Genomic DNA, 17,806 nt, shown 5'->3' on the forward strand with positions numbered 1-17,806 from the left:
CAAGATGTCGCTACGTGAGATTCGGGCCGATCGCCGCACGCAATTCGCTCGCATCGAAGGGCTCGGCGCCTATCGCCCGCGCCGGACAGTAACCAATGAAGAGATCTGTGAGCGTATCGACTCCGATGACGAGTGGATCAGGGCGCGCTCCGGAATCATGACCAGGGGCCGGGCCTCCGAGAAGGAAACTCTGGTCGAGATGGGCGCCTCGGCGGCGCGCGCGGCCGTCGCCGATGCCGGGCTCGTGCCCGCGGATATCGACTGTGTGATCGTCGCGACGCTGTCGTCGATGCGAAACACTCCGTCCGTTTCCGCGGAAATAGCGCACGAATTGGGGTTACGGTCCGGTGCGTTCGATGTCGGCGCCGCCTGCGCCGGGTTCACCTACGCGCTGACGATCGCAGGCGACCTGGTCTGCGCCGGTTCCGCGCGCCGGGTACTGGTCGTATCGGTCGAACGGCTGTCCGACCTCACCGATTTCGACGACCGGATGACCGCGTTCCTGTTCGCCGACGGCGCGGGCGCCGTCGTGGTCGGGCCGTCGGCGACACCGGGAATCGGTGCGGTGGTGTGGGGTTCGGAGGGGGCGAAGAGCCAGGCGATCCGGCAGCACACCCCATGGGACGCGCTGCGGGATCCGGACGACTTCGCCCGATCCGGATCCCGCTTCCCGGCCCTGACCATGGTCGGTCAGGACGTATACCGCTGGGCGACAAGCGCTGTGGCCCCGGTCGCCGAACAGGCGATGGAAGCGGCCGGGGTCACGGTGCACGATCTCGCGGCATTCATCCCGCATCAGGCGAATCTGCGCATCACCGAGACTCTGGTGCGCGCCTTGCGATTGCCGCCCGCAGTGGCCGTCGCGCGCGACATCGTGACCCAGGGCAATACCGGCGCCGCTTCGATCCCGCTCGCCATGGACACGCTGCGCGCCGACGGCGCGGTAGCCCGGGGCGACCTGGCGTTGGTCGTCGGCTACGGCGCCGGACTGGTGCACGCTGCCCAAGTGGTGACGATCCCTTGACGACCGATCGCAGGTTGGCGGGACGGTGGTTCCGGCTGCCGGACCACTACGAGGTGGGCCGGGAGAAGATTCGCGAATTCGCCGGGGCCGTGCAGAACGACCATCCGGTGCATCGAGACGACGATTCCGCTCGGAAACTGGGCTATCTCGGGCTGGTGGCGCCGCCGACCTTCACCGCGATTCAAACGGTCAGCGGCATCCGCGCAGTGTTGAATGCGGTGTTCCCCGACCGTGATCTCTCGCAGGTGTTGCACGCCGAGCAGACAATCGAGATGCACCGGGCCATCGTCGCGGGGGACCGGCTGCGCTCCGCCGTGACGATAACGTCGATTCGCTCGCCGGCCGACACGGACTTCGTGGCCTTGCGATTCGTCGTCACCGACCAGTCGGGCTGTGTCATCCGCGTCGAATCGACGACGATCGCGGTTCGGCAGGGACAGCAAGTGCGCTCGGACATAGCCCGGCTCGCAGAAACGGTGGCTCGGCACGGTGATGGGGACCGGACGCCACGGTTGATTCCGATCACCGCCGCGGCGCAACCGCAGGTCGCCACCGCCGGGCCGTATCGGGGACCCGACGTCGACACGGTGCCGCGGGCCGATCGGCTGGCCGTCGGCGATGTGCTCCCGCCGCGGACGGCCCGGCTGACTCGCGGCGATCTGGTGAACTACGCGGGCGTAGCCGGTGACCCGAATCCGATTCACTTCAGCGACGCCGCCGCCCGGTTCGCCGGCCTGCCGACGGTTGTCGCGCACGGAATGCTGACCATGGGATTGACCGCCGGATATCTGGCGTCGTGGCTCGGCGATCCGACCGCCATTCGGAAATTCGGTGTGCGGTTTACCCGCTCGGCCGAGGTCGACGCGGAGGCCGCGGTCGAGCTCGAGCTGAGCGGTCATATCCAGGCGATCAGACCCGACGCCGACGCCGCCACCGTGGCGCTCGATGTTCGTGCGGCGGGCGCGCGGCTGTTCAGCCGAGCATTCGCCGAAGTCCAACTGTCGAGTAATTCATCGAGGAGATGAGCATGTTCAGTAGCGCTACCACCCCATTCACCAACAAGATCGCCGTCTTCTGTGGCGCTCGGGCCGGCGCGTCCGACGATCACATCGAGCTCGGCCACGACTTCGGGCTCGCGCTGGCCGGCCGCGGTGCCAATCTCGTCTACGGCGCGGGCGGCACCGGCGTGATGCACGCCGTGGCCAGGGGCGTGTTCGACGGTGGTGGCGCCGTCACCGGCGTCGTCCCCCGCGAGCTGCGCGAGCGCGAGAAATCCCTGGAGGTTCGGGGTGAGATCTACGTGGTGAAGGACATGCACGCGCGAAAGGCCTTGATGTATCGGATGTCCGATGCGTTCGCGGTCTTGCCCGGTGGACTCGGCACCCTCGACGAGCTGATGGAGGTGGCCACCTGGAATCAGCTGCGTTTCCACTGCAAGCCGATGGTTCTGGTCAACCGCGACGGCTTCTATGACCCGCTGATCCTGCTGCTGGACCACCTCGTTCGTTCGGACTTCATCGGTCAGGAGGACCGGGCGCTGATCCAGGACACCAGCGATGTGGAGGATGCCCTGGATCTGCTCGGTTGCCGCCCCCGGGTGCCGCTGGCCAGCGCGCCCGTCGAACGGTCGGCATAGGTTCCCGTGCGCGCCAACACTATTCGCCGGAGGAGAAGGCCAGCAAGCTGGCCTTCTCCTCCTGGTCCACCATGGACAACCGGTCGATGAGTTCGCCGGGGTGGTGCACCGCCGCGTCGATCAGCGTGGTGTAGTGCCGGGCCATCCGCTCGACGGTGGCCCTGGTGAAGATCTCGCTGTTGAACTTCAGGCGGCCCCGGATCGTCTGCGGGGTCTGATAGATCTCCAGCCCCAGGTCGAACTGCCCTTCCTGGTGGCGCAGGTCCAGGTGTTCCAACTGGTGATCACCGATCACCACCCGCCCAGCGCCCTCCGCGATCGCGGCGAGCACCGGGTTGCTCCGACCGACGGCCATCAGCGTCATGAGCACCTGTACCAACGGTGTTCTGCTGGGGTCGCGGGGAATGCCGAGGCCGCTCGGCAGCAGCGCGAACGGGTATCTGGCGTGTTCGGCGGACCGGGTGATCTGCTCGGCGAGGGCCGTGCCGAGCTCAGCCACGGTGAGGTCCGCTGCCGGTGCCGCCTTGATCGGCATGGTGTTCACGAAAGGCCCTGTCACATGGGCACTTCGGCGGCCGCGAGTACCGATGCCCGAGCCGATGACGAACTCGCGCCGGCCGCTGCCGCGCTGCAGCAGGACGACGAAGGCGGCCAGCAGGTAGCAGAACGGCGTGACACCGCATTCGCGGCACACGGTCTTGAGTTCGGTGACGAGCGGGTCGGGCAGCCGGAAATCGACGGTGCCGCCGACCAGCCGGTACTCGGCAGGCCGCGGCAGATCGGCCGGCAATTCCAGCACCGGATCGACGCCGTCGAGCAGCGACAACCAATGGTCGCGTGCGCTCGCGGCCTCGTCCGAGTTCAGCCATTGCCGCTCCGCGTGGACATGGTCGGTGAACGAGTGCTCGACCGGGGGCAGTTCGCGATCCGGCTCGAGCGCACTGGTGAACAGATCCGCCACGAACACGCCGATCGAATGGAAATCGCTCGCGATGTGGTGGGTCACCAGCACCACCACCGACTCGGCCTGGCCACGGTCGATCAGCAGGCAGCGCAGCGGTAGCTGTTCGCCGAGCGTGAAGTGGCGGTAGCCGAATTGCTGTGCCAGCTCCCGGGTCTGTTCGGCATCCAGTGTGGTGCCGTCGATGACTTCGGGTTCGATGACCGCATACCGGCTGGTCAGCCGACGGGTGCCGGTGTGGTCGGCATGGAAGGTGGACCGGAGCAGATCGTGCCGGGCCAGCAGCGTATCCATGCCACGTTGCAGTTGTTCGACGCTGATACCGGGGCGGACGGTGAATCCGACGAAGTGGTTGTACCCGATACCGTCGGGCGCCATCTTGTTGAGCAGCAGCATTGATTCCTGCTGGATGGTCAGTGGCGATATGGCGGCCATAGATCCCCCAATTTTCATATGCACATGTATTGAGTTGGAACCGATAGGTGGTCCGAGTCCCTGTGTATCACAGCAGCCCCGGTGGCAGCTACCCGGAACGGGATCCGCCGGGAGTATAGGGCGGATATAGGAAATGGCACCAAACTGCGAGACAGGGAAGCTTGGCAGGGACGAGGATTCTGATGGGTGTGAAACACGGGGGCATTCTCGCCACTATTGGCGAGACGCCTCTTGTCGAATTAGTCAAGTTGTCTTCGGGATTCGATTTCTCCGTCTATGCGAAACTGGAGATGGCCAACCCCGGGGGCAGTATCAAGGACCGTTCCGCGCTGAGCATGCTGGCCGACAAGATCGCGTCCGGCGAGTTGGTGCCGGGCCGGTCCACCGTGGTGGAATCCAGTTCCGGCAATCTCGCCGTCGGGATCGCCCAGATCTGCTGCTACTACGGCATCCGGTTCGTCTGTGTCGTCGACGCGAAGACCAGCTCACACAACATCGGCATGCTGCACGCCTACGGCGCCGAGGTGGAGATGGTGAATCGGCCGGGCGCCGACGGTGAGTATCTGCTCACGCGCATCCGGCGGGTTCAAGAGATAGCCGATTCAGTACCCGGCGCGTACTGGCCCAATCAGTACGCCAACTTGCTCAACCCGCGTGCCCACGAACAGACCATGCGGGAGATCGTGTCCGCGCTGGACGCCCCGGTCGACTATCTGTTCTCGGCGGTCAGCTCCTTCGGCACGCTGCGTGGCTGTGCTCAATACGTTGCCGCCCACTCGCTGTCGACCCGGCTGGTTGCGGTAGATGCCGTCGGCAGCCGCATCTTCGACGGGCAGCCGGCCACGAAACGACTGCTGCCCGGGCACGGCGCCGCGGTTCGGCCCGCGCTGTTCGACCAGGACGCGGCACACGAGGTCGTGCACGTGACCGACGCGGAGTGCGTCCGCGCCTGCCGTCGGCTGGTCGCCGCCGAGGCCATCCTCGCGGGCGCGTCGTCGGGGGCGGTGGTGGCCGCGCTGCTGGAGAAGGCGCCGGAGATCCCGGCCGGGTCGCACTGCGTGCTGATTCTGGCGGACCGCGGTGACCGGTATCTGCAGACCGTCTTCTCGGACGACTGGGTGGATCGGAATCTGAATATCGCGGGGGAGAAGCAGCTGCTGGAAGCCCTCCCGAACTGATCTCGCTATTCGAACAGAAAGGATAGTCATGGCCGACGAAGCCGATATTCGCGAATATCTGGTCGTGCTCAACCACGAGGAACAGTATTCGGTGTGGTGGGCCGATCGGGATATCCCCGCCGGCTGGCGAGCGGAGGGTACCCGCGGCCCCAAAAAGGATTGCCTCGCGCATATCGCGACGGTCTGGACCGATATGCGACCGCTCAGCCTGCGGCAACGCATGGCGGCAGTCCAATAATTGCGGCCGAACAATTCATCGGTTTCGGGAACGGTAGGAATTATGCTGCCAGGCTTGGTAGACGAACAGGCTCGGCTGACGCCGGACGCCGTTGCGGTGGAAGCCGGTGACGACCGGCTCACCTATCGTGAGTTGATCGCGCGGGCTGATCAACTGGCGAACTTTCTCCGCGCCCGCGGTATCGGCCCGGACGATCTGGTCGGTGTATGTGCCGAACGCAGTCCGGAATTGGTGATCGCCCTGCTCGGCGTGTGGAAGGCGGGGGCCGGTTATGTGCCGTTCGACCCGGCCCACCCGGCCGAACGGCTGGAATTCATGCAACGCGATACCGGAGTCGCCCTCACGCTGACCCAGTCCCGGCTGGCCCACCTCGTGCACGACGGCGTGCCGTTGGATGACGCATCCGTCGGGATCGCCGAATTTCCGATGCACTCTGCGGGGCAGCCGGTCGATCCGGCGGGCGCCGCGTATGCGATCTATACCTCGGGCTCGACCGGACAGCCCAAGGGCGTGGTCGTCAGCCACGAGGGGATCGCCAACCGGGTGAGGTGGACCGTTCGCCGCCACGAGCTCGGCGGTGCCGATCGGGTTCTGCAGAAGACGCCGCTGAGCTTCGATGCGGCAGGCTGGGAGATCTTCGCCCCGCTCGTGGTCGGCGCGACGGTCGTCATGGCTCCGGTAGGTGCCGAGCGGGATCCCGCGGCACTGGTCCGCGCCGTGATCGAGCGCGGCGCCACGGTGCTGCAGGGGGTGCCCTCGGTGCTGAGTCTGCTTGCGGGCGAGCCGGACTGGCCACTGTGCAGCTCGCTGCGGCTGATCTTCTCGGCAGGCGAACCGCTGCACGCGGAGCTGGCGCATCGGCTACTCGATCCGCTGGGACCCGACACCGAACTGTGGAATACGTTCGGCCCCACTGAATGCTCGATCGATATCACCGCCCACCGGTTCGACCGTGCGCAAACCACCGGTCAGGTGCCGATCGGCCGTCCCATCAGCGGGATGCGGGTACTGCTGCTCGACGCGGCGGGCGAACTGGCCCCGATCGGCGTCCCCGGCGAGCTCTTCGCGGGTGGGCCCGGCGTGGCCAGGGGCTATCTCGGCCGGCCCGAGCTCACCGCCGAACGCTTCGTCCCCGACCCCTACGGTCCGGCTGGCGCCAGGCTCTATCGCACCGGCGACCGGGCGCGGTGGCGCTCCGATGGCATCCTGGAATTTCTCGGCCGCCTCGACGATCAGGTCAAGATCCGTGGCGTCCGGATCGAGCCGGGCGAGGTGGAGAGCGTCCTCACCACGCTCCCGGTGATTCGGCAGGCCGCGGTCACCGTCGGCACGGATCGGGCCGGCGCCCGCCAGCTCGTGGCGTATTTCGTTGCCACGCAGACGATTACACTCGGCGAACTGCGCGACTATCTCCGTGCCCGGCTACCGGACTATTCGGTGCCGACGGTCCTGGTCTCGCTCACGGAGCTGCCGAGGACCAGCAGCGGCAAGCTCGACCGGGCGGCGCTCCCGGATCCCTGGTCCGGCGAGTCGCTCATCGACCCCGAGTACGTGGCCCCGCGGACGGCCGAGGAACACCTCGTCGCGAGTCTGTGGTCTGAGCTGCTCGGCATCGACCGCATCGGGGTGCACGACGACTTCTATCAGCGCGGCGGATATTCGCTGATGCTCAACCGCCTGGCCGGGCGGCTGCACAGTGCGTCGGGGCAGGAGGTCGCGCTGACCGAACTGCTCGCCTCGCCCACCGTGGCGGGGCAGGCGGCGCTGATCGCGACGCGCGGCCAGGAGGTGTCCCCGGTGCGGCCGGTCGAGCGCGGCGCGTCGATGCCGCTGTCCTTCGGGCAGCAGCGCCTGTGGTTGCTGGACCGGCTGAACCCGGCGAGCGCGGAATACGTTGTGCCGCTGCTGTTGCGGGTGTCCGCCGACACGAGCTCCGAGCAGATCGCGCGAGCGTTGGCGCTGCTGGCGCAGCGGCACGAGGTGCTGCGCACCCGCTACCCGGTGCTCGACGGACAACCCCGGCAGGTGATCGAGCGCGAACCCGTCGTCGAGCTGGCGGAGAAGGATCTCGGAACGGCCGCCGGCGCCGCGCTCGGACAGCTTTTCGCGGCGGAATGCGCCAGGGGATTCGACCTCGACGCCGGGCCGGTGTGGCGGGCGCTGCTGGTCCGCACCCCGGGCGCCGAGCACCTGCTCATCCTGACGATCCACCACATCGCCTGTGACGGATGGTCATCCGCGCTGCTGGAGCGCGAATTCGGCGTCGCCTGCGCGGCCCTTCGCGACGGGCGTCAGCCCGAATTCGCCCCGATGCCGGTGCAATACGCCGACTATGCGGTGTGGCAGCGAGATCGGCTCACCGGCGACCTGCTGGACCGGCAGCTGGCCCACTGGCGCTCGGTCCTGGACGGCAGCACGCCACTGGATCTGCCCACCGACCGACCGCGTCCGGCGATCCGCGACGCCCGCGGGGGCGCTGTCGTCTTCACCGTTCCGCCCCGGTTGAGCCGCGCGGTCACCGAGCTGGGACGGCGCGGCGGCGCCACCCCGTACATGACGTTGCTGACCGCGTTCGCCACTCTGCTGGCTCGCTATACGGGTCGATGGGATATCCCGGTCGGCGCTCCGGTCGCCGGACGGCTCCGCCCGGAAACCGAAGGCGTGGTCGGCCTTTTCCTCAATACCCTGGTTATTCGCTGTGACCTCACCGGTGACCCCGGTTTCGGCGTGGCGCTCGACCGGGTTCGCCGCACCGCATTGGACGCGTTCGCTCATCAAGAGCTGCCGTTCGAGCGACTGGTGGAGGCGATGCAGCCCGAACGGGATCTGTCCCGCACGCCGCTGTATCAGGTCATGTTCGATCTGCACGACGAGGGCTTCACCGCGCCGACGGCGGACGCCTCGGAGATCGACGTGCTGCAGCAAGGTTGGCAGACGGCCAAGACGGATCTGATGCTGGTGATGCATCGCGACCGCGACGGGTCACTGGGCGCGGTGCTGGAATACGCTGCGGCGCTGTTCGATCGGGAGAGCGTCGAGCGGATGGCCCGGCACTTCCTCACGCTGCTGGAAAGTGTTGCCGCGCAACCGGATGCGCCGATCTCCACGGTAGAGCTGCGCACCGCCGTCGAACGACGGCAATCGCTGGTCGAATGGAACGACACCGTCGTCGACCGCGACTCGGCCGGTGTCGCTGAGCTTTTCGCGCGGCAGGCGACGGCTACCCCGGACGCGGTCGCGATCATCGACGGTCGGTCCCCGGACGCCTGGACGAGCCGGATGACCTATGCCGAGCTGAACGAGCGCGCCGGCCATTACGCCCGTCGTTTGCGCGCCATCGGTGTCGGGCCCGAATCGGTGGTCGGGGTGCTGATGGACCGGACTCCTGATCTGGTGGCCTGCCTGATCGGGGTGTGGCAGGCCGGCGCCGCGTACGTTCCGCTCAGTCCGGCGCTCCCCGCGGAGCGGCTCGCCTATATGCTCGGCGACTCGCAGGCCACCGTGGTGATCGCCGAGGCCGCACACCGGGAACTGCTGCCTGCGGCGAACGGCGCCACCCTGCTGCTCGCGTCGGACGGAGACGCCGAAAACGCCGCGGGGACAGCCGGACTCGTGCCGTCGGGCGGTGAGCTCGCCTATGTCATCTACACCTCCGGTTCGACCGGGCGGCCCAAAGGTGTCGAGGTCGAGCATCGCGCCCTGGCAAATCTGCTGCTGGCCATGCGCGACGACCTCAGTGCCGCGCCCGGAGATGTGTGGCTCGCCATCACAGCGCTGTCGTTCGACATCTCGGGTCTGGAGCTTTTCCTCCCGCTGATCTCCGGCGGCCGGGTCGTGCTGGCCAGCGCCGAGCAGGCCAGAGACGGACAGGCCCTGCTCGGTCTCGTCGACAGACACGGGGTTTCGCACGTGCAGGCCACCCCGTCGGGGTGGAAACTGTTGCTGCAGGCGGGCTTCGACCGATCCTCGACGGTCGCCCTGGTCGGCGGGGAGGCGTTGTCGGTCGACCTCGCGCGGCAGTTGCGTGCGCGGGTGGGCAGGCTGACCAACGTCTACGGTCCGACGGAGACCACGATCTGGTCGATGGCCTGGGCGGTAGCGCAGGCGCCCGATCGGGTCGCGATCGGGCGGCCGCTGCAGAACACGACCGTCTATGTCGTCGATGAGAACCTGGTGCAGGTCCCCGTCGGGGTGCCCGGCGAGCTGCTCATCGGCGGGGCGGGACTTGCCCGCGGCTACCGCGACCTGCCGGAGCGGACGGCGGAGCAGTTCATCCCCGACCCGTTCTCGCCGATCCCGGGTTCGCGCCTCTATCGCACCGGAGACCTCGTCAAACGTCACCCCGACGGGACGGTCGAATACCTGGACCGAATCGACAATCAGGTGAAGATCCGGGGCCACCGCATCGAGCCGGACGAGATCGCCCTGGTGCTGCGCACCCATCCGGAGTTACACGATGCCCTCGTGGTCGCCGCCGCGGTCGGGACGGAGCAGCAGTTGGTCGCGTACTGCGTGCCCGCCTGTCCGCCGGGGCCACAAACCGAACTCGCCGTGTACTGCCGTACTCGGTTGCCCGACTACATGATCCCGACGGTTTTCGTCACGATCGACGAGTTCCCGCTCAACCCGAGCGGGAAGGTGGATCGAAAGGCGTTGCCGCCCGCCGAATTCGGGAGTTCGCCCGGGGAGCGGGTCGCCCTGCGCGGCCCCGTGCAGGAACGTCTCGCCGAGATATGGAGCGAGCTGCTCGGCGGGATCCGGGTCGACAGCGCACGATGCAACTTCTTCCACACCGGGGGGACCTCGCTGCTCGCGGCCCGCATGGTCACCGAGATCCACGAGTCCTTCGCGCTTGTCGTGCCGTTGCGCACGGTCTACGAGTGGCCGGTCCTCGCCGACCTGGCGGAGGTGCTGGAAGCGGAGATCCGAGCGGAGATAGCCCTGCTCGACGACGCCGAGATCGCGGCGTACACGAACCAGATCAAGGAGCAGACCCCGTCATGACGATTGGTGACGCCGGCGTGGCCAACTTCCAGGACCGCGACCTCCGCGAGGAGCTGTTGCGGCGGCGGTTGGCCGGTCGCCCGGCCGGTGGCAGTGCGGCAGCCGCGCGCGTTCAGCGGGAGATCGGTCCCGCGGCACGGGACGGAGAACTGCCGCTGTCGTTCGGGCAGCAGCAGATGTGGTTCCTCAACCGATGGGCGCCGGAGAGCCCGGAATACCTCATGCCGCTGGTCCTGCGGTTGCGCGGGCCACTGCGCCCCGAGGCGATGGGCCTGGCGTTCACCGAGGTGCTGCGGCGGCACGAAATCCTGCGCACCCGTTACCGATTGGCGGGGGCGGTGCCCGTCCAGGTGATCGGCTCGGTCGACACCGTACCGGTCATGGACTCTATGGACCTCACCGAACTTGCTCCTGAAGAGCGGGAGTCGGCCGCGTGGGCGCTGCTGGAGCAGGAATTGGCAACGCCGTTCGATCTGGAGCACGAGGCGCCGATCCGAGCCCGGCTGATTCGGCTGAGCGACGACGAGCACCTGCTGATCGTCGTCATGCACCACATCGCCGGTGACGACGCTTCCCTGGAGCTCTTCACCAAGGAGCTGGCCACGCTGTACGGTTCCGGTGGCGAGCCGAAGAACGGCGAACTGCCCACGCTGTCCGTGCAATACGCCGACTATGCGGCATGGCAGCGGACCCACCGGTCGGCGACGCAGGCGAACGGCGCGGCCTACTGGCAGCGCCAACTGTCCGGGCTCGGCCCGCTGGAACTCCCCACCGATCGGCCGCGGCCGGTGCTGCGGGACTGGCACGGGGCGACGGTTCCGTTCGCGGTGGCCGCCCCCGTCGCCGCCGCATTGCGCGCGATCGCGCGGGAGCGGAACACCACCCCATTCGTCGTGCTGCTGACCGCCTTTCAGGTGTTGCTCGCCCGCCACACCGGCGCCACGGATCTGGCCGTCGGCACGCCCGTCACCGCGCGTACCCGGGCCGAGATCCGCGACCTGATCGGCTATCTGGTCAATACGCTGGTGCTGCGGGCCCGCTGGTCGGGCGATCCGTCGTTCACCGAGCTGCTCGACGCGAACCGGTCGACGCTGTTGGACGCGCTCGAGCATCAGGACGTGGCGTTCAGTCAGCTGGTCGACGATCTTCAGCCGGACCGTGACCTGGCCAGAACGCCACTGTTCCAGGTGGCGTTCGCGATGCACGAGTCCGCCGAGGCCACCTTCGAGATTGCGGGCGTCGCGGTGGAGCGTGTCGTCGTCCCGTCGACGGTCGCCAAGTTCGACCTCTCCTGCCACCTGCAGGAGGAGGCCGACGGCTCGCTCCGCGGCGTCGTCGAATATGCCACCGCGCTCTTCGAATCCGACACCGTGCGGCGCCTCGCGGATCGCTACCTTCGTCTGCTGGACGGTATCGCGGCGGCACCGGATACCCGGGTCTCCGCGTTCGCGCTGCTCGAGCCCGCCGAGCTCGCGTTGCTCAGTGCGGGCGGACGGTCGCCGTCGGCGGTGCGGCTACCGCCGACGAGCGCGGCGTGCGTGCACGAGCTCTTCGAATCGAAGGCCGCCGCCACACCCGATGCGGTCGCGGTGGTGTCCGGCGGTACGAGCCGCACCTACGCGGAGCTCGAGGCGCACGCCAATCGGCTCGCCCATGCTTTGCGGAAACGTGGGGCAGGTCCGGAGTCGCTGGTGGGTGTCTGCCTCGAGCCAGGAATAGATCTGGTCGCCACGCTGCTCGGGGTGCTGAAATCCGGTGCGGGCTATCTGCCGCTCGACCCGTCCCATCCGGTCGAACGGCTCGGCTGGGCGCTCTCGGACGCCGGTGCCCGGATCGTGGTCACCGAGTCCGCGCACGCGGCGACGGTGACCGCGGCGGCCGACCGCGCGATCGAGCTGATCCTGCTCGATCGCGACCACGAGGCGATCGCCGCCATGCCCGCGACCAACCCGGAAAACCGCACGGCCCCGGACAATCTCGGCTACGTCATCTACACCTCGGGCTCCACCGGCAAACCCAAGGGCGTCGCGGTCACCCATGCCAACGTGGTCCGCCTCTTCGCCGCCACCCAGCGCCACTTCGAGTTCGGTCCCCAGGACACCTGGACGCTGTTCCACTCCTACGCCTTCGATTTCTCCGTCTGGGAGCTGTGGGGGGCGCTACTGCACGGTGGACGCTTGGTCGTCGTCGGCGGGGGAGTGTCCCGGTCGCCCGATGAGTTCCTGGATCTGCTTGTCGCGGAACAGGTTACCGTCCTCAACCAGACCCCGTCGGCCTTCCGCGCCCTGACCGACGCGGCTCGCCACGACGATCCCCGGGTGCGTCGCCTGGCCCTGCGCACGGTGATCTTCGGTGGCGAACACCTCGACGTCCGCGACCTCGAGCCATGGATCGCCCGGCTCGGCGTCGACCGTCCGGAACTGATCAACATGTACGGCATCACCGAGACCACGGTGCATGTCAGCCACCGCCGAATCACCATGGCGGAGAACGAGTTCGCCTCGAATTCGGTCGGCCGTCCCATCGCCGACCTGCGCAGCTACGTGCTGGACCGATCAGGCAATCTGGCCCCGATCGGGGTGCCGGGGGAAATCCATGTCGGCGGCCCAGGGCTGGCTCGCGGCTACCTCGGCCGCCCCGACCTGACCGCCGATCGATTCGTCCCCGACCCGTTCGGACAGCCGGGCGCCAGGCTCTACCGGACCGGAGACCTCGGCCGGATCCGTCCGGACGGGGAGCTGGAGCATCTCGGCCGAATCGATAGCCAGGTGAAGGTTCGTGGCTATCGCATCGAACTCGGCGAGATCCAGTCGGTGCTGGCCGGTCATCCGGGGCTACGGGATGCGGTCGTCGTGGTCCGGGAGGACGTCCCGGGCATCAAGGAACTGGTGGCGTATGTCATTCGTGGCGGCGAGGATTCGGGATCGTCGCCGGGTCCCGATCCGGCCGAGCTCAAGGACTGGGCCGCCCGGTCGTTGCCGGTCTACATGATCCCGTCGGCTTTCGTCGCTGTCGATCATTTCCCGCTGACCACCAGCGGAAAACTGGATTGGCGGCTGCTGCCCGCGCCGGGGCGCGCGATCGATCGCGCGGTCCGCGGCTACCGTGCCCCCGGCACGCGGGATGAAGGGGTGCTGGCCGAGATCTGGGGAACGATGCTGCGCCTGGACCAGGTCGGCGTCGACGACGACTTCTTCGATCTCGGCGGCGACTCGATCAAGGCGGTGGTCCTGGTCGGCGCGGTCCGGGCGGCCGGTTTCGACGTCACGGTCCGCGACGTGTTCCGGCTGCGGACGGTGGCGCGGCTGGCCGACATGGTTGCCGAGCACACCACCGCCCTGGTGGAGGAGCCGACCGTGGCTCCCTTCAGCCTGTTGGCCGACGCCGACGTGGATCGCGTCCGCGCGACGGACGTCACCGACGCCTACCCGCTGTCTCAGGTCCAGGCCGGGATGATCTTCGAGATGCTCAGCAGCGCGGAGCGGACCTACCACAACGTGACCGCGTTCAAAGTCCTCGATGATCGGCCGTTTTCGCCGGCCGCCCTGAAAGCCGCGGCCGCGATCGTCGTCGGCAGGCACGAGGTGCTGCGCACCTCCATCGACCTGTTCGGCTACACCGAGCCACTGCAGCTGGTGCACCGCACGGCCGAGATGTCGGTGGGCATGGCGGATCTACGCCGGCTCGACGACGAGGCGCAGCGGCAGGCGGTCCATGCGCACATCGAGCAGGAACGGGCACATCCGTTCGACCTCGGCAATCCGCCACTGCTCCGGGTGTTCGCGCAGATCACCAGCGAGACCGACTGGTGGCTGGTCATCACGGAGTGCCACGCGATTCTCGAAGGCTGGAGCTACCACTCGCTGTTGATGGAGCTGCTGCGCGGCTATCGCGAAATCCGGGCGGGCGCTACGCCCGTGGCCACGCCGATGCCGGCGGTGCGCTACGCCGACTATGTCGCCGCCGAGCGCGCGGCGCTCACCTCGGCCGAGGACCGGGACTACTGGAGTCGGGTGGTGCGCGAGGGGACCAAATTCGAATTGCCCTCGCACTGGGGCGATCTCGCCGCGCCCCGGGAGATGTATCAGGTCCCCGTCGCCTTCCACGACCTGGAGGACGGTTTGCGGGCGCTGGCCGCCGAGGCGGGCGTGCCGATGAAGAGCGTGCTGCACGCCGCGCACCTCAAGGTCCTCAGCATGCTCACCTTCGAGGACACCTTCTTCGCGGGCCTGGTCTGTGACACCCGCCCCGAGCGGCTCGGCGCGGATCAGGTCTACGGCATGTATCTCAACACCGTGCCCTTCGCCTTCCGGGTATCGGCGTCCACCTGGCGGGAGTTGGTCCAGCAGGTCTTCGCGCAGGAGGTCGAGCTGTGGCCGCACCGGCGATTCCCGCTGTCGGCCATGCAGAACGAATTCGCCGGCGGCCGGCGATTGGTCGACGTCTTCTTCAATTACCTCGATTTCCACATGGTCGACCGGGACCTGGTCGACTACGCGATGAGCGTGGACGCCAGCCCCAACGAGTTCGCACTCTCGGCGGCCACGCAGGACGGGCACGTGGTCCTGACCACCAATACGGCCGTCGTCAGCCGCGCCAATGGCGCCCGGCTCGGCGCGATGTACCGGGCGGTGCTGGTGGCGATGGCCGCCGCGCCCGGCGGTGACGCGGTCGCCGCCTACCTGCCTGCCGGGGAACGCGAACAGGTCCTCGCCGCATGGAACGACACCGCCGCGCCGCGCCGGATCGCTTGTGTGCAGGAGCTTTTCGAGATCCAGGCGGCGAAGAATCCCGACGCGGTCGCGGTGACCTTCGACGGGGCCCAGATGACCTACGCGGAACTCGATGCCAGGGCCAACCGGTACGCCCGGCTGTTGCGTCAGCGTGGTGTCGGCCCCGAGCAGGTGGTGGGGGTGCTGGTCGACCGCGGCCTCGAGCTGGTCCCGTGTCTGCTCGGTGTGTGGAAAGCGGGCGGCGCCTATGTTCCGCTCGACCAGACCTATCCGGCTGAGCGGCTCGCCTACATGCTTACCGACGCGGGCGCGGACATTGTGGTGACCCACAGCGATTACGCCGAACTGCTCGCCGGTATCCGCCCCGCCGACGACTATCTGCTGGTCGATCGCGACCGTGAGCTGATCGACGCCCAGTCCGGCGCGGCGTTGCCGCCCGTCGCCGGGGTGGACAACCTGGCCTACGTCATCTACACCTCGGGATCCACGGGGCGGCCGAAGGGCGTGCTGGTTCCGCACCGCGGCGTGACCAACTATTTGTGGTGGTGCGTCGAGGGTTACGCCGCGCAGGGTTCCGGTGGGGCGCCGCTGTTTTCGTCGATCGCCTTCGACATGGTGGTACCCGACCTCTACACGCCGCTGATCATGGGCGAGGCGGTGCACGTGCTTCCGCAGCAGGTCGAGGTCGACGACCTGGGCAGGCTGCTGGTCGAGTCCGGCCCCTACCGCTTCATCAAGATGACGCCGGGCCACCTCGACCTGCTCACCGCGCAGCTCACCGCCGACGAGGCGGCGGCCCTGGCACCGCTGCTCGCGGTCGGCGCGGACGCTTTCCCGCGCCGCACCCTCGAACGCTGGCGGGCGCTCGGCGGCCCCTCGGTCTTGCTGAACGAGTATGGGCCGACGGAGATTTCGGTGGCCAACTGCACCTACGAGATCGCGGGCGACGAGGATGGCGAACTCGTTCCGATCGGCAGGCCGATTCCCAACACCACGATGTATGTGCTCGACGAAAATATGGAGCCTGCGCCCATCGGAGCCCTCGGCGAACTCTACGTCGGCGGAGTCGGAGTGGTGCGCGGCTACGCCAATATGCCCGACGTCACCGCCGACCGGTTCGTCCCGGATCCGTTCGGGATGCCGGGGTCCCGGCTCTACCGCACCGGCGACCTGTGCCGGATCCGTGCCGACGGCAATGTCGTCTTCGTCGATCGGGTCGACCATCAGGTCAAGGTCCGCGGATACCGCATCGAGACAGGCGAGATCCAGACGGTGCTCACCGGCCATCCGGAGATCCGCGACGCCCTGGTCGTCGCGCGCCGGCTGGCCGACACCGACAAGCAGCTCATCGCCTACTGCGTGGCCGAGGGCGCGAAAATGCCCGGCCGCGATGCGTTGATCGCCCACTGCAAGCAGACGCTGCCCGAATACATGGTGCCGACGCTGTTCATCGAACTGGACACGATCCCGCTCAACCAGAACGGGAAGGTGGACCGCAACGCGCTGCCCGCGCCAGAACTGACGAGCGTCGCCGCGAGTCGTACCTACCTCGCGCCGCGCACCGAGACCGAAGTGCTGATCGCCTCGGTGTGGCGTCGCGTACTCGACCTCGAACGCATCGGCGTCCACCACGACTTCTTCGAGCTCGGTGGTCACTCGCTGCTGATGCTGCGCGTGGTGGCCGAAGCGCAGGAACTCGGCCTGGCCCTGTCCACCGCGGACCTGCTGGAGTGCCGGACGGTGGCGGAACTGGCCGCCAAGGTCGATCGGGCGGACACCGCAACGAGATCCCTCGTCTGGCTCAGCCCCAACCGTCGGGGCGCCCCGATCTTCTGCGTGCACCCCGTCGGCGGGAGCATTCATTGGTTCCGGCCGCTCGCCGAGCGGATCGGCCCGCGGCGCCCGGTCGCGGCCTTCGCGGCCAAGGCAATTCGCGACGAGGCCGCGCCGCCGTCGGTGGCGATGTTGGCCGAGGGTTATCTCGCGGAACTGGCGGAGACCGGACACGAGGGCCCCGTGCACCTGCTCGCATGGTCGTCGGGGGCCACGGTGGCGTGGGAGATGGCCAGGCAACTGGTCGAACGGGGTGAGCCGGCACCGATTCTGGCGCTCATCGATCCGGCCATCGATCGGGCGGATCCGCAGACAGCTCAGGGCGGCGCCGTGGATGAACGGTTCTTCGCCGAGGCCGAGCGCCTGTTCGCCGTCCGTGCGGCCGCTACCGGTGCGTCCAGAGCGAGCGTGGAGGAGACGCTGATCGCGCTCTTGCGGCTGGCCGGGGTGAGCGCCCAGCCCGAACTGCTGGACGAACTGGCGGTGAACATGCGCACCTGGCGCCTGCTCGACCGCAGTATGTCGGCCCACCGCTATCGACCGCTCGCCGCGCGCGTCCACCTGATGGTGACCGACGAGTGCGCCGCAGGCACCCACTCCGTCACCGGCGGGCGTGGCTACGCCGAATATCTGGACCGATGGCGGTCGCTCGCGTTGCGCGGTCTGCGAATCGACCGGATCGCCGGTGATCACCAGGGCGTCTTCGAACCGTCCAGGGTCGATGCCCTGCTTCGGTACGTCCCCGGGACAGAGAGCTGAAACAC

At 68.1% G+C, this 17,806-nt stretch carries 8 protein-coding genes; 7 read left to right on the plus strand and 1 reads right to left on the minus strand.

What is annotated here, in order from left to right; genetic code table 11:
• Positions 1–4: 4 nt before the first annotated feature.
• The 3 genes from ABZ942_RS40950 to ABZ942_RS40960 are packed head-to-tail and all read left to right on the plus strand — an operon-like array spanning position 5 to position 2,660.
• A complete protein-coding gene (locus tag ABZ942_RS40950; protein ID WP_357391655.1) occupies positions 5–1,024 on the plus strand; it encodes a beta-ketoacyl-ACP synthase 3 in 1,020 nt (339 codons plus the stop codon).
• Positions 1,021–2,049: a fused (3R)-hydroxyacyl-ACP dehydratase subunits HadA/HadB gene (locus ABZ942_RS40955; protein WP_357391656.1), complete on the plus strand. Its 1,029-nt coding sequence runs from the start codon at positions 1,021–1,023 to the stop codon at positions 2,047–2,049. The genes ABZ942_RS40950 and ABZ942_RS40955 overlap by 4 nt, the downstream gene beginning before the upstream one ends.
• A gap of 2 nt (positions 2,050–2,051) precedes the next feature.
• The gene (locus tag ABZ942_RS40960; RefSeq protein ID WP_357391657.1) at positions 2,052–2,660 is read left to right on the plus strand and encodes a TIGR00730 family Rossman fold protein; all 609 of its coding nucleotides are present in this window, start codon (positions 2,052–2,054) and stop codon (positions 2,658–2,660) included.
• 19 nt (positions 2,661–2,679) lie between these two features.
• On the opposite strand, the gene ABZ942_RS40965 is transcribed toward ABZ942_RS40960, so the two are convergent.
• A complete protein-coding gene (locus ABZ942_RS40965) occupies positions 2,680–4,056 on the minus strand; it encodes a condensation domain-containing protein (RefSeq protein WP_357391658.1) in 1,377 nt (458 codons plus the stop codon).
• Between the two features lie 182 nt (positions 4,057–4,238).
• On the opposite strand from ABZ942_RS40965, the gene sbnA reads away from it, so the two are divergent.
• The 4 genes from sbnA to ABZ942_RS40985 are packed head-to-tail and all read left to right on the plus strand — an operon-like array spanning position 4,239 to position 17,801.
• A complete protein-coding gene (gene sbnA / locus ABZ942_RS40970; RefSeq protein ID WP_357391659.1) occupies positions 4,239–5,234 on the plus strand; it encodes a 2,3-diaminopropionate biosynthesis protein SbnA in 996 nt (331 codons plus the stop codon).
• 28 nt (positions 5,235–5,262) lie between these two features.
• Positions 5,263–5,472, plus strand: a complete 210-nt coding sequence (locus ABZ942_RS40975) for an MbtH family NRPS accessory protein (protein ID WP_357391660.1) — start codon at positions 5,263–5,265, stop codon at positions 5,470–5,472.
• A 54-nt stretch (positions 5,473–5,526) separates the two neighbouring features.
• Positions 5,527–10,476, plus strand: coding sequence for an amino acid adenylation domain-containing protein (locus tag ABZ942_RS40980; protein WP_357391661.1), 4,950 nt, complete (start codon positions 5,527–5,529; stop codon positions 10,474–10,476).
• Positions 10,473–17,801 (plus strand): amino acid adenylation domain-containing protein, encoded by a 7,329-nt coding sequence (locus tag ABZ942_RS40985; protein ID WP_357391662.1) that lies wholly within the window; start codon positions 10,473–10,475, stop codon positions 17,799–17,801. The genes ABZ942_RS40980 and ABZ942_RS40985 overlap by 4 nt, the downstream gene beginning before the upstream one ends.
• Positions 17,802–17,806 lie beyond the last annotated feature (5 nt).

The organism is Nocardia sp. NPDC046473 (assembly GCF_040645995.1).
Classification (GTDB): Bacteria; Actinomycetota; Actinomycetes; order Mycobacteriales; family Mycobacteriaceae; genus Nocardia.